9 protein-coding genes are annotated in these 14,371 nt (G+C 34.1%); all 9 read right to left on the reverse strand.

The genetic code is table 11. The annotated features are described in order from the left end of the window. Positions 1–90: 90 nt before the first annotated feature. The 9 genes from ES675_RS01860 to uvrC all read right to left on the reverse strand — a co-directional run bounded on the left by ES675_RS01860 (position 91) and on the right by uvrC (position 14,255). Complete coding sequence (locus tag ES675_RS01860; RefSeq protein WP_066249452.1) at positions 91–2,649, reverse strand: TonB-dependent receptor; 2,559 nt, start codon at positions 2,647–2,649, stop codon at positions 91–93. 165 nt (positions 2,650–2,814) lie between these two features. Then, positions 2,815–4,455, reverse strand: coding sequence for a glucose-6-phosphate isomerase (gene pgi / locus ES675_RS01865; protein WP_066249448.1), 1,641 nt, complete (start codon positions 4,453–4,455; stop codon positions 2,815–2,817). A gap of 4 nt (positions 4,456–4,459) precedes the next feature. Then, on the reverse strand, positions 4,460–5,770 hold the full coding sequence (locus ES675_RS01870) for a M23 family metallopeptidase (RefSeq protein ID WP_246126199.1): 1,311 nt from the start codon (positions 5,768–5,770) through the stop codon (positions 4,460–4,462). Continuing rightward, the gene (locus ES675_RS01875; protein WP_066249443.1) at positions 5,728–6,645 is read right to left on the reverse strand and encodes a tryptophan 2,3-dioxygenase family protein; all 918 of its coding nucleotides are present in this window, start codon (positions 6,643–6,645) and stop codon (positions 5,728–5,730) included. Before ES675_RS01875 ends, ES675_RS01870 begins: the two co-directional genes overlap by 43 nt. A 4-nt stretch (positions 6,646–6,649) precedes the next feature. After that, positions 6,650–7,432 carry a DUF3108 domain-containing protein gene (locus ES675_RS01880; RefSeq protein WP_066249440.1) on the reverse strand — a complete coding sequence of 261 codons (783 nt, stop codon included), beginning with the start codon at positions 7,430–7,432 and terminating at the stop codon, positions 6,650–6,652. A gap of 140 nt (positions 7,433–7,572) precedes the next feature. Beyond that, complete coding sequence (hppD, locus tag ES675_RS01885; RefSeq protein ID WP_066249438.1) at positions 7,573–8,736, reverse strand: 4-hydroxyphenylpyruvate dioxygenase; 1,164 nt, start codon at positions 8,734–8,736, stop codon at positions 7,573–7,575. Between the two features lie 86 nt (positions 8,737–8,822). Beyond that, positions 8,823–9,983: a homogentisate 1,2-dioxygenase gene (locus ES675_RS01890; RefSeq protein ID WP_066249436.1), complete on the reverse strand. Its 1,161-nt coding sequence runs from the start codon at positions 9,981–9,983 to the stop codon at positions 8,823–8,825. 250 nt (positions 9,984–10,233) lie between these two features. Further along, the gene (locus ES675_RS01895; RefSeq protein WP_066249433.1) at positions 10,234–12,465 is read right to left on the reverse strand and encodes a patatin-like phospholipase family protein; all 2,232 of its coding nucleotides are present in this window, start codon (positions 12,463–12,465) and stop codon (positions 10,234–10,236) included. Then, complete coding sequence (uvrC, locus tag ES675_RS01900; protein WP_066249627.1) at positions 12,462–14,255, reverse strand: excinuclease ABC subunit UvrC; 1,794 nt, start codon at positions 14,253–14,255, stop codon at positions 12,462–12,464. Before uvrC ends, ES675_RS01895 begins: the two co-directional genes overlap by 4 nt. Between the last annotated feature and the right edge of the window lie 116 nt (positions 14,256–14,371).

Genomic DNA, 14,371 nt, shown 5'->3' on the forward strand with positions numbered 1-14,371 from the left:
TTAATAGTTAGTATTACAAATGTAATAAATAAAGCGTATAAAAAAACCGCTTCGGTATGTGAAGCGGTTTTAGTATTATTTAATAGGAATTTAGAAGTTAAAACGGATACTTGTATTCCAAGTTCTTCCGTAACCAAAACGACCATTATTACTTGTATTAACACCCTTATAGTTTTCTTCTGGGTTAGCAGAAGCTTGAGTGTTACCATTAACAGCCTCTAAATACACTTCATCAAAAACGTTATTTACGTTTAAACGAAACTGAACAGATCTCTTATTGTCTTTACCAACCAACATTTTATATGAAAATCCTGCATCCACCGTATCATAAGAAGGCAATGAAAGTGGTGCTAATTCTAATGAACCTGAAGAGAATATATCATTATTCCAATTCCAAGCAGCATCAAAACTTGTTCTAGGCAAGAACTCATAACTACCATTAATACCAGCAGTAACTTGAGCAGCCTCACCAACACTGAAACCATCAATCACGATTTCTTCGTCATCACCAATTTGAGTACCATCTTGATTAAATGTTCTTTGAGTAGCATTGTCTTTAAACTGCCATTCACCTAAAGATAAGAATCCATTTAATCTTAAATTATCAAGTGGACGTGTCATTACTTCAAGTTCAACACCGTAGTGTACTTGTTTTACACCTAGTGTTTGGAAACTTAAGAAATCAACACCATCCCTACCATTACTTCTATACTTAACAACATTATCCCAAGTGGTATGGTACGCATTTAAATTAGCAGAAATACGACGACCACCATTAAATTGGTATCCAACTTCGAAACCAGTAATTTCTTCATTTTCCGCTTCTGGTGATAATAACTCATTACTACTTCTATCGTTTTGGTATAGCGTGTCATGGAATGGTTGACGTGAGTAATAACCAACATTAGCAAATACTTTATGCATTGAGCTAATTTCATAAGCCGCACCAGCTTTTAGGTTAAAACCTAAATTATTCACTTTTTCAGAATCTTCAGAAACACCTTCAAGTTCCGCATTTAAAAACTCTGTTCTTACGTGAGACTGGTTAGATACTGCACCTTGAAAAAAGGCTGAAAAATTATCTTTAACATATTCTAATTGTCCAAAAACACCTGCATAATTAATTTTTTCTTCGTAATCATAACCAAAACGTTGTGTGTGATCTGTGTTTGGATTAAAGAACACTTCCCATGGGTTAATTCCACCGGCTTCCGTTAATTGATAATCTCCACCATTATAGGCACTATTTGCACTTACTGAATTTATGTTAGGATTTACAAATTCTCTAATATCTCTAAAGTGAAAACCATTATACAAACGGACATCAGCACCAATGTTTAAATTTAAGTTTTCTGTTAACTGATTGTTATAGCTTGTCACTAAACCAGCCCAGTTGTGGTTATTATTTGAACCTCTTACATACAAAAACTCATCTGTATTTCTGTCCGTAATTGCTTGTGCAAAACTACCACGTCCCATAGAACCGTAAAGCACCGTTGATAAAGATGATTTATCATTTATAGTCCAATCCCAGTTTAAGTTAGCAACTGGTTTGTGGTAAATATTACGACCACCTGGATACGCACCACCATGTAATGTATTTGGGCTATCCACACCGTCAAAATTCCATGAATTATAACGTCTACCTCTATCGCTTTCTAAAAATTCGCTAATACGCGCTCCTCCAGCTGCCGCATGCCACTGTGGTGCACCAGTTAACAAGAAGTTTAAAGAGTGATTTTCCCCAGCTTGGTAACCAACAGATAAAAAGTATGTTTGACCTTGACCTTGGGTATTATCCACATAACCATCACCTTGCCAGTGACCTAATAATCCAGAAAAAGACCAGCCTTTATCACTAACACCTGTTGAGAAATAGGCAGTAGATTTGATATAGTTATCATTACCTACCATTTGCTCTACAAAACCACCTTCTTTTTTATCAATAGTTTTGGTAACAATGTTTACCGTACCACCAACAGAAGAAATAGCTAATTTTGATGCTCCTAAACCACGTTGTACTTGAATAGCATTTGCAACTTCCGTTACACCTTGCCAGTTAGACCAGTACATCTTACCATCTTCCATACCGTTAATTGGTTGGCCATTTAATAAGAATGCCGTGTTTGTTTGATCGAAACCACGCAAAAACATTTGACTTTCACCAAATCCACCATTTTGAACAACCTGAATAGAAGGTGTTGTTTTTAATAATGCTGGCAAATCAAAGTTACCTGCCTTTTGTTGAATTTCTGAAGCTTTAATAGTAGAAACAGCAATTGGTGTTGCTCTATCTTCGGCTAAATCAATAACACCAGATCCTACAATAACAACTTCCTCTAACGTATTATCACTAGTTAAAACAATATTACCTAAATCTTGATTTCCTGTTACTGTAACAGTTTTAGTTCCGTAACCTACAAACGAAATTACTAATGTAGCATTCGTGCTTTCAGTAGTAATTGTAAATTCTCCATCAAAATTAGAAGATACACCGTTGGTGGTACCTTTTTCAATGATGTTGGCACCAGGTAGCGGCGCGTTCATTTCGGCATCCATGATTGTACCTGATACAGTACTTTGAGCCATTGTCATACCAGTAAACAAAATCGCTACTGCTAAAAATAATAATCTTGTAATTTTTTTCATTGTATTAAAAAGATTGGTTTTTAAATTTTCGGCAAAATTAATCCTTTAAAGCATATTAACATGAATTTAAGGTTAAGTTTTTACGCTTGGATGAAGATAACACTTAATATGTATTAATAATATGATATAAAATAAAGCTATCAACATGGTTTTCAACAATAAAAATCACTTTTTTAAATAATACTTCAATATTTTGGCAGTGGAAGCATCATGATTGGCAAAAGTGTTATTTTTTATATCCTGTAAAATATTTGTGGCTAATTGCTTGCCTAGTTCTACACCAAACTGATCATAGCTGTATATATTCCAAATAATGCCTTGGACAAATATTTTATGTTCATAAAGCGCAATGAGCTTCCCTAAACTTTCTGGTGTTAACTTTTTTATGAAGATGGTATTTGATGGATTATTACCTTCAAATACTTTAAAAGGAACTAATGATTGAATATTTTCTAAAGGTTTGCCTTGCTTTTCAAATTCCGCAAGAACATCCGATTCCGTTTTTCCATTCATTAAGGCTTCGGTTTGAGCAATGAAATTGGAAATTAATTTATCCTGATGATCTTTATTTCCATGCAGTGATTCCGCAAAGCCAATGAAATCGGCTGGAATTAATTTGGTGCCTTGATGGATTAATTGAAGAAATGCATGCTGTGAATTGGTTCCTGGTTCTCCCCAAATTACCGTTCCTGTTTGGTAATTTACAGATGCTCCATTTCTATCAACAGATTTCCCGTTACTTTCCATAGCACCTTGCTGCAAATAGGTTGTAAACTGATTAAGATACTGTGTGTATGGAATAACGGCTTCACTTTCCGTATCGAAAAAATTATTATACCATATACTTATTAATGCTAAAACTACCGGGATATTTTTCTTAAAAGGTGCGGTTTTAAAATGATCATCCATTTTATGTGCGCCTTGTAATAGCTCATCAAAATTATCAAAACCTACCGATAAACTTATGGATAATCCCACGGCGCTCCACAACGAAAACCGGCCACCAACCCAATCCCACATCGGAAATATATTATCAGGATGAATACCAAAATCTTGAACACGATTACTATTTGTTGAAACAGCTACAAAATGTTTTGCTATAGCCTCTTCTGGAGCGTGCCTTAAAAACCAATCGCGAATCGTGTTAGCATTAGAAAGCGTTTCTTGAGTGGTAAAACTTTTAGAAACAATAACGAATAATGTAGTTTCTGGGTTGAGTTTTTTAATGACTTCATTAACATGATCACCATCTACATTACTAACAAAATGCGTCGTTAACTGGTTTTTATAGAACTGTAACGCTTCAACAACCATAGCAGGCCCCAAATCTGAACCCCCAATACCAATGTTTACCACATCCGTAAAGGGCTTACCCATAAATCCGGTAACTTCGCCATTTATTACTTGATTAGTAAACGATTGTATTTGCTTCTTTGCTTGATATATTTCAGGAATAATATTGACGCCATCTACTAAAACAGTTGCAGTTTCTGGCGCTCTTAAAGCGGTGTGCAAAACAGCACGACCTTCCGTTTCATTAATAATTTTGCCAGAAAACTGACTTTCAATAGCTGCTTGTAATTTAGTTTCTTCGGCTAGTTTTAGCAGTAAATCTAACGTTTCTTCAGTGATTCTATTTTTTGAAAAATCGACAAAAAAATCGTCCCATTCAATTGAAAACGTATCCGCACGACTCCTATCATGAGCAAATAAATCCGTCATTTTCAGATTTTTCATTTCTGAAAAATGCTCACGAAGATTTTGCCAAGCCTTGGTAGTTGTTGGACTAATTTTCGATAATGCCATAAGCTTAATCTAGTTGTGTAATTAAATCTTCAGGTGTGGATTCTAGACTATTAGAATTTTGAACATTTATAGCGTCCAATTGTGATTTTATGGGTTCAATAAAGTCTAAATATCTGGTTTTTAAACTATCAGAAATAGGTTCTGCTTCTGGTAATTTTTGTTTAAATGGATCTACTTGTTTTCCATTTTTCCAAAAACGGTAGCAAACGTGAGGGCCAGACGTATTTCCAGTCATTCCTACCCAACCAATAACATCACCTTGTTTTACATATTGACCAACCTTTACATTTTGGCTTTTCATATGTAAATACTGCGTTTCGTATGCTGAATTATGTCTGATTTTTACATAATTCCCATTACCTCGTGTATAAGCAGATTTGGTAACCGTTCCGTTAGCAGTGGAACGAATAGGGGTTCCTATATTGGCGGAAAAATCGGTTCCTTTATGTGGTCTGATTTTATTACCGTAAAGCGCAATACGTCTTTTTAAATTATATCGCGATGAAATACGTTTGTATTCCACAGGCGCTTTTAAAAAGGCACGACGTAAATTTTTAGCTTCGTCATTAAAATAATCACGAATCCCTTTTACGGTATCTGTTTCAAATTCAAATGCATAAAATGGTTCACTTTTATGATCAAAATACGCAGCTTTAATATTATCAATTCCGGCATAAATAGTATCATCAATATACTTATCGGTATAAATTATTTTAAAATGATCGCCTTTCTGAAGTCTCGTAAAATCTATTGTCCAAGCATAAATATCAGACATTTTATATGCTAATATTAGACTTTTGCCACCATCGGAAAGTGTTTGAGACAAATCGCTATTAATTACTCCTGCAAATTCCTTTTCAACATACGTTATCGGTTTTCGGCTGGTAAAGGCATGAATGGAGTCTTGAAAATTAAGAACCACATATTCTTCACGATTAGGCTGATAAATAAAAGAAAGGGCTTGCTGCAACGAATCTTTAGAGCATAAAACCGTGTATGGTTTTCCTAATTGCAGTTTTCTAATATCAAAATCTTTTTTAGTTTGTTCTGCAATTTCAAAAATTTTCGGGTAGCCCACTTTATAGCGCTCCATGATAACACCAAAACTATCTCCTTTACGAATAGTATCACGTTTAACAACGTAGTCGTTCAGGTTAAAACCAAATTCCTTCAGTTCCTCTGGTGGAATAATAGCTGCAAATTCATCTTCAAAAACAGGTTCTGGCTTGTCGTCCTTACAGCTTACCAATGTAACCAATAAGGCAAAAAGAATTATACATTCTCTCCCCATTCTGCTAATTCTTTTTCGCTCCATAATTCTGGAAAAAATATTCGTCTTTGATATTTTGGATGCATATATTTTACCCATTCGCTTCCTCCTGTTGCTTCTGTGGTTTTACCACCAATATTTAAATAATGGTTGGCGGTATTGTAATGTGCCATAACCCATTTAATATTTACGGTATGGTCATAATGACGCATGGCATTTACTAAATCTTTATTTGTTCTAACAGCTTCTGGCAATTCTTTAAACTTAGTCCAAAGATTACTAGTGTTGTAGAATTTCGCAAATCTAATAAATTCCTCTTTGTATCGTTCTTCAAAAACTGTTAATAAATAGCTTTTTTTACCAGTTTTGTAGTCTTTTCCTGCAGCTTGCCAATATAAATGCTCAAAAGCATGCTCAAAAGGTGTATTTCTATCAATGGTTTCACGAAAACGATTATCTATTAAATTGATTAATTCTGTAGATGAAATTTCAATTTTTCGGTATTGGGCACTTTGAAAACCACTTGCAGGCGTTAAGGTTGTTCTAAACTTATTGTATTGTTCCACGTCCATTCCTTCACGCATGATTTCAAATGACGAAGTAAGCATATCAAAATAACGACTCACACGCATTAATTTTGTTGAAAAGAAATCGGCTGTCAGTTTTTCGGCAGTTGCAACCTGATCAATTTCCCAAAGAATCATTTTAAACAGTAATTCGTTTATTTGATGATACATGATAAATACCATTTCATCTGGTAAAACGGTACGCTGCGTTTGTAAATCTAAAAGTGCATCTGTTTGAATGTAATCCCAATAATTTATAGGCTTACTATATAACAAGCCTTGTAAGTGTACATCTAAATCTTGACCTATATTATCAAACTTTTCTTTTAGTTGGTTGGTTATGTCGGTATTCATGCTACTAATTTTTTACTATAATATTAAAAGGGTGTTTTAAGCCTTTAAAAGCATCCAAATCCGCTCTTAAAGAACCTACAGCCAAATCGGCTTTAATACGTAAAGGTATTCTATTTTTATCATTTGAAACCCATAATGTAAGGCTTTCTTCTTCTTTAAAAACACGACCTGCCATTACATACGGTCTAAATTTCAAGGTGTTTACTTTTCCAAAATTGGTATTAATTATTTCGGTTCCTAGATAGCGCAATTTAAAACCATAATTTTCTTCATCAAAAAACATATTAACCTCCACTTCATCGTTTATTTTCAAGTTTTCAATATCCAGATTATTACGCAAATAATAAAATGTAGATACCATATCTTGAATATTTGGTTTTGTATCAAAGGTCTTTTTTTTATTATGTTTTATGTTATTTACATGAGCCTTATGGTTGTTTTGGTCGAATTCTATTTCAATATTCTTGGTATGACCACCTTCATCAATATCTCTGATAAACTTATAAGGCACATTCAATTTTTTATCAAAATAACTCTCGTACCTATCCTTCACTGCAAAAAACCAACTAACGGCTCCAGTGGTCCAGCCCTTGCCTACTACATGGTAAACGGGTTTGTTTTTATACATAGATTCGTTAACGGTAAGGGTGGCTTCTCCGGCTTTCATCCATCCGCTATAACTCATTTCAAATCGAAACCATTCACCTGTATCAAAGGCACTTTCTATTTGGGAAAATGCGGTGTTTAAGGAAACAATGGCGATTATAGTTAAAAGTATTTTTTTCATAAGCTTAATTCTAATTGTAAATACAACAATAACGTTGTTTTTCCTTATAGATTACAAATAGTATTCCAAAAATATAATACAAAAAAACTCCATCGATAATTGTGATAGAGTTTTTATAATGTTCATATACGTATTAGGTATTAAAGCGTTCCTCTTAAAACCTGCTCACGCTCTATAGACTCAAAAAGTGCTTTAAAGTTTCCAGCTCCAAAACCTTTGGCTCCCATACGTTGAATAATTTCAAAGAATAAAGTTGGTCTATCTTCAACTGGTTTGGTGAAAATTTGTAATAAGTAACCTTCTTCATCTGCATCAATCATAATGCCTAATGATTTTAGCTTTTCAATGTCTTCACGTAATTCGTGGCTAAATTCTTCTAAACGTCCTGGTACAGATTTATAATAGGATTCTGGAGGTGTGGATAAAAACTCAACACCGCGAGAACGTAAATCGGATACGGTTGAAATAATATCATCCGTTGCTACGGCTATGTGCTGAACACCTGGTCCTTCATAAAAATCTAAATACTCTTCAATTTGGGATTTCTTTTTACCTTTTGCAGGTTCATTAATTGGGAATTTTATACGACCATTTCCATTACTCATAACCTTACTCATTAAAGCCGAATACTCCGTGTGGATTTGCTTATCATCAAAGGACAAGAAATTAACAAATCCCATAACGTCTTCATACCATTTTACCCAAGTATTCATTTCACCCCAACCTACGTTGCCAACCATGTGGTCTATAAATTTTAAACCGGTTGCTTTTGGGTTATAGTCGGATTTCCATTCTACAAAACCTGGCAGAAACTTCCCGTTGTAGTTTTTACGTTCTACAAACATATGTACGGTTTCTCCGTAGGTATAAATTCCAGCACGAACTACTTCACCATGTTCGTCTTTTTCGACGGTTGGTTCCATATAAGATTTAGCACCACGTTTGATCGTTTCTTCATAAGCACTTCTAGCATCATCTACCCATAAAGCAACAACTTTTACACCATCACCATGTTTTACAATATGATCGTTAATGGGTGATGAACTTGTTAAAGGCGTGGTTAAAACCAAACGAATTTTATCTTGCTTTAATACATAACTCACCTTATCTCTAGATCCTGTTTCCAATCCACGATATGCATAAGATTGAAATCCGAAAGCTGTTTTATAAAAATGGGCTGCTTGCTTGGCGTTACCAACGTAAAACTCCACGTAATCGGTCCCTAATAATGGCAGAAAGTCTTGCGCGTCATCAAATATTTTTTCCAATCCGTATTCTACTGATTTTATCTCTTTTTTACTCATAATTCGGTATTTTTTACTGCGTTAAGCCAGTTAATTGGTAACGCTTGTATTTTATGTTGTTATAACTTTGTTTTACTTCTAAACTATTAATGTTCTAGCCACGATTTGTAATAATCTTCATCAGCAATTTTCATAGCTTCTTCAGTGACTTGCAATGGCTTGAAGGTATCTACCATAACGGCTAATTCTTCGGTTTCAGTTTTTCCTATACTACGCTCTGCTGCTCCTGGGTGCGGACCATGTGGAATACCTGCTGGATGCAAGGAAATATGACCTGCATCAATATCATTTCGACTCATGAAATCGCCATCTACATAATACAACACCTCATCACTATCTATATTACTGTGATTGTATGGTGCTGGCACAGAATCTGGATGATAATCATACAAACGTGGAACAAAACTACAGACTACAAAAGCTGCCGTTTCAAATGTTTGATGCACTGGAGGCGGCTGATGAATGCGACCTGTTATGGGCTCGAAATCGTGAATTGAAAAGGCATATGGATAATTAAAACCATCATAACCTACAACATCAAAAGGATGTGAGGCATAAACCATTTCAAAAATATCGTCTTGTTTTTTGACTTTTATTAAAAAATCACCTGATTCATTATGAGTTTCTAATTCGTGAGGTTGTCTTAAATCACGTTCACAAAAAGGGGAATGTTCTAATAATTGACCAAACCAATTTCTGTACCGTTTTGGTGTATAGATTGGATGTTTCGATTCTACTATAAAGAGTCGGTTATCTTCCGTATCGAAATCTATTTTATATATAACACCTCTTGGAATAACTAGATAATCACCATATTTGAAATCTAGATTACCAAGCATAGTACGCAGTTTTCCAGTCCCTTTATGGACAAAAATAAGCTCGTCTGAATCTGAATTTTTATAAAAATAATCCGTTGTAGATTGTTTTGGAGCGGCTAAAATTATACGACAATCGCTATTGATTAAAACTGTTTTTCTACTGTCCAAAAAATCATTTTCCGGTTTTACTTGAAAACCTCTAAAACGATAAGACTGAATGCTATTTTTTTTGGCTATTTTTGGCGCAACACTATATTGCTTTTTTATTTCTTTTACTTGTGTTGGGCGCTGTTCATGGTAAGAGTTTGTGGACATTCCATCAAAACCAACAGTACCAAAAAGTTGTTCGTAATACAGGCTACCATCCGACTTCCTAAATTGGGTATGGCGTTTGGGCGGAATTTTCCCTAATTTATGATAAAAAGGCATGTTTTAATTATTTTTAAATTGGGCGTTAGTTCTTTTGAAATAACACCACATTATAAACTACATAAAGATACTAAAATAAATGTGATTATACCGATAAAACTCGGATTTGAAAACTTTACAAACGTGCAGATTATTCTGGATTTCTTTTAATAAGAAACTGAAGATGGGCTAATAAGTCAATCCAAAAATGTGTCATTGTTTTACAAATATCGAAAAAAAATATGACATAATATTAAAATCCAAAAGGTCTTTAAAACCAGAAACCTAAATTAAAAAACCAGATACTTTTTTTCACTTCTGGGGACCATGTGTATTTAGCTTCTATAGGTCCAATAAATGTTTGCATAGAATAACCAATGGCATAACCTGTATAGTTTGGCGTTGTAAACCATTCACCTGAATCGAAAATATTATCAGCAACATTTGCAAAATTTGCTGCTCCAATAATATGATGGTTTTTAAACAACTCATAGTCTATAGTCAGCGCTGCTTTTACAAAGCTATTTCCGGGGATGGACAAATAATCATACCCATAAAACGAGGTGAAATTATTTATGAAATTATTCCCATAACCTCCAAGAACAAAATCTAAATATGGCGAGGTATCCTCTCCTATTTTAAAGCCACCTTGTGTGGTTATGTTTCCGGAAAATTTACCGAAACTTTTAGCATACCCCATAGTAGCCTTACCTATAGAAAATTCTGAAAAGCTATTGTTGAAATCTGACGAATATAAATACAAATGAAAGTCTCCATCAAAGAGAAAGCCTTCATTTGGAAAGTATTTATTGTCATAAGTATCTAGCTTCAATTTCCCGTAAACACTTAAATAATCACTATTATCAAACGTTGTTTCCTCTTTGTTACTTAAGGTTAAAATAGTTTCTGTAGTAAGTTTAAACCGTTTGTGTTCTGCTCCTAAAGTTAGTGCAAAATCATTACCCAATAAAGTCTGCGCATAAAACTGATTGGTAAAGTCATCTATTTCAACATCTAATTTATTAACATTTATACCCATCAAATCTTCATCTGACAGTAAGGATGTAGCTGGAACATTCTTTTTAAATTGGTTGTAGCGTGATGTAATTCCAATACTCCAATAAAAACCTTTGTCTATATAATATTCAAAATTATACCGAATATTATCGCCCAATACAAAGTCTAAAGAAGCAACATCATCATTAAGTAATAAGCGTTTTCTGGTTAAATTTAGTAAAACACCTGTTTTATAAAGATCGTCATAATGCAAGCCTACCTTGAAAAATGTTCGTGTTTGGGTTTCTAATACGGATACATCTAAATCATATTCTCCCTCGTTTTCCGTAGGATGCAATTGGTAAACAACAGAAGCAAAATTATTGGTTGCAGCCAAATTATTAACACCCTCTACAAAAGTGGTATACTCAATTTTCTTTTCTGGTTTAATTTTCAATTTACCAATAACGTACGCGCGCGAGTATTTTTCATTCCCAGAAATATTAATGGTATTCACCCGAATACTATCAATAACCTTAATAACAGTAGCTTTCTTGGGTTTGACTACCTGCTGATTAACTATTTTATTTAGATCGGCAATTTTCTTTTTTGTGGCTAGCTCACCCTTTTCAATAATTTTACTGCCATCACTAAATGATATAACGGTATAGTCCGTAATATCAGGTTTAATATAAATATCCGTTTTTTTAGATTTCAACTTCATATCGTTAATGGTCCGATAATTATTAATTTGAAGTATAATATCTGGAGCAGAACGTAATTCTTCGCGCGTTGCTAAATCATCCTGAACATCCACACCAATAATAATATCCATGCCTTTAGCTTTTAACTCATCAATGGGATAATTATTTACCACACCACCATCTATTAATATTTGGTCGTCTATAATTACCGGTTGAAATAAAGATGGAAAAGCTCCACTGGCCACAATGGATTGCGCTAAACTTCCTTTATCTAAAACCACGGCTTGTCCTGTTTCTACATTGGTTGCAATACAGAAAAATGGTATTGGCAATTTACTGAAGTCTTCTACATCACTTACATGCAAGGTTAGTTTTGATAGTAAACTTAATGTATTTTGACCTCTAAATAAGGCAGATGGTAATTTTAATTTAAATTTATCAAAAGGTAAAGTAAGGGCGTATTTTTCAGAATTATCACGCTCATAAAATGTTTTAGCGGCTCGCGGCAAATTATCATTAATAATCTTATCAAAATCCACATCCCGGAAAATTGTATCTATTTGCTTTCCTGAATACCCAGCGGCATATAAGGATCCAATAATAGCTCCCATACTAGTTCCTGCCACATAATCTATACGAATCCCTAAACTATCTATCACTTTTAAAACACCAATATGTGCCAAGCCTTTGGCTCCACCACCACTTAAAACCAAACCGACTTTAGGGTCTACTGTGGAATCCTGATTTTGCGAAAAACCGGTTATGAAGATGAAAAAACAAAAGACTATTAATGTATACTTCATAAGTTGTGATAATAATTATAAATTTTGCTGGCACGTGCCACACCAACCAAAGCTTCCAATTCTTGTTTTGTTGCTTCTGAAACCCGTTTAACTGATTTAAAATGTTTTAATAAATCTACAATTGTTTTTTCGCCAATACCCGGAATCGTTTCTAACTCGGTATTTAACGCTGTTTTACTCCGTTTATTTCTGTGATGTTCAATTCCAAAACGGTGTGCTTCATTTCGTAATTGCTGAATAATTTTCAGGGTTTCACTTTTTTTATCTAAATATAAGGGAATTGGGTCATCCGGATAGAATAATTCTTCCAAACGCTTTGCAATTCCGATTATCGCAATTTTTCCTCGTAAATTTAAAGCATCCAAACTTTTTAATGCAGATGATAATTGCCCCTTACCTCCATCAATTATAATAAGCTGTGGCAAGGATTGATCTTCATCTAGCAGACGTTTGTAGCGCCTAAAAACCACTTCTTCCATAGATGCGAAATCATCTGGACCTTCAACGGTTTTAATATTAAAATGTCTGTAATCCTTTTTGCTAGGTTTTCCATTTTTAAAAACCACACAAGCGGCAACAGGATGCGTTCCTTGAATATTGGAGTTGTCAAAACATTCAATATGCCTAGGTTCTTCAGTTAAGCGTAAATCAGATTTCATTTGCGCCATAATACGATTTACATGTCTATCAGGATCGGTTATTTTTACTTGCTTAAAGCGTTCCATGCGGTAATATTTCGCATTCCGAAGCGATAAATCTAATATATGCTTTTTATCGCCTAATTTGGGAATAGTTATTTTTAATTCTTCACCTAAATCAACGTTAAATGGCACGTAAAGTTCTTTGGAATTGGAATTAAAACGTTGACGAATTTCGGTAATTGCCAATTCTAACAACTCCTTATCAGTTTCATCCAATTTCTTCTTAATTTCTAATGTATGCGAGCGAATAATGGAACCATAAGAAATCTGCAAAAAATTAATATAACCATAACCTTCATCACTCATAATTGAAAAGACATCCACATTGCTAATTTTTGGGTTTACAATGGTGGATTTGGCTTGGTAATTTTCAAGCACATCTATTTTCTCTTTAATTATTTGGGCTTCTTCAAATTGCATGTTGGCCGCCAATTCCTTCATTTGACTTTTAAATTGCACCAGAGAGGTTTTAAAATTTCCTTTCAGAATTTCCTTTATGGACGCAATATTATCTTGATATGAGGCTTCGGTTTGAAGGCCTTCACAGGGCCCTTTACAATTTCCTAAATGGTATTCTAAACAGACTTTATATTTTCCGGCGCTTATTTTTTCAGGTGATAAATCGTAAGTACAGGTTCGTAATAAAAACAATCCACGAATTAAATCCAATAAGGTTGAAACCGTTTTCATACTGGTATATGGCCCAAAATATTCCGAACCATCTTTAATAACCCGTCTGGTAGAAAATACACGTGGAAAACGTTCGTTTTTGATACAAATCCAAGGATACGATTTATCATCTTTCAGCAATACATTATAACGTGGCCGGTACTTTTTTATCAGATTGTTTTCCAACAATAAGGCATCCGTTTCGGTATTAACAACTATATGCTTAATACTCGCAATTTTTTTTACCAAAACGCGTGTTTTACCACTATCATGCGTTTTGGTAAAATATGAACTCACGCGTTTTTTTAAATTCTTTGCTTTACCTACATATAAAATCTTACCTTCGCTATCATAATATTGATAAACACCAGGCTCATTTGGTAAGGTTTTTAATTGTATTTCTAAAGCAGTTTTAGGCATATCTTCAAAGGTACTTATTTCTATATTTTTTAAGTTATATTCGATTAATAAAAACCTAATAATTTTTAAGTATAAAATGTATTGAAAAAATGACCATTTCACTAACTTGTGCCACT

This window comes from Algorimicrobium algoritergicola, assembly GCF_008086165.1.
GTDB classification, from domain to species: Bacteria; Bacteroidota; Bacteroidia; order Flavobacteriales; family Flavobacteriaceae; genus Algorimicrobium; species Algorimicrobium algoritergicola.

Coding starts and splice junctions, on each gene's coding strand:
- ES675_RS01890 (WP_066249436.1), bottom strand. CDS start 9,983: ATGCCTTTTTATCATAAATTAGGGAAAATTCCGCCCAAACGCCATACC.
- hppD (WP_066249438.1), bottom strand. CDS start 8,736: ATGAGTAAAAAAGAGATAAAATCAGTAGAATACGGATTGGAAAAAATA.
- ES675_RS01880 (WP_066249440.1), bottom strand. CDS start 7,432: ATGAAAAAAATACTTTTAACTATAATCGCCATTGTTTCCTTAAACACC.
- ES675_RS01875 (WP_066249443.1), bottom strand. CDS start 6,645: ATGAATACCGACATAACCAACCAACTAAAAGAAAAGTTTGATAATATA.
- pgi (WP_066249448.1), bottom strand. CDS start 4,455: ATGGCATTATCGAAAATTAGTCCAACAACTACCAAGGCTTGGCAAAAT.
- ES675_RS01870 (WP_246126199.1), bottom strand. CDS start 5,770: ATGGAGCGAAAAAGAATTAGCAGAATGGGGAGAGAATGTATAATTCTT.
- uvrC (WP_066249627.1), bottom strand. CDS start 14,255: ATGCCTAAAACTGCTTTAGAAATACAATTAAAAACCTTACCAAATGAG.
- ES675_RS01895 (WP_066249433.1), bottom strand. CDS start 12,465: ATGAAGTATACATTAATAGTCTTTTGTTTTTTCATCTTCATAACCGGT.
- ES675_RS01860 (WP_066249452.1), bottom strand. CDS start 2,649: ATGAAAAAAATTACAAGATTATTATTTTTAGCAGTAGCGATTTTGTTT.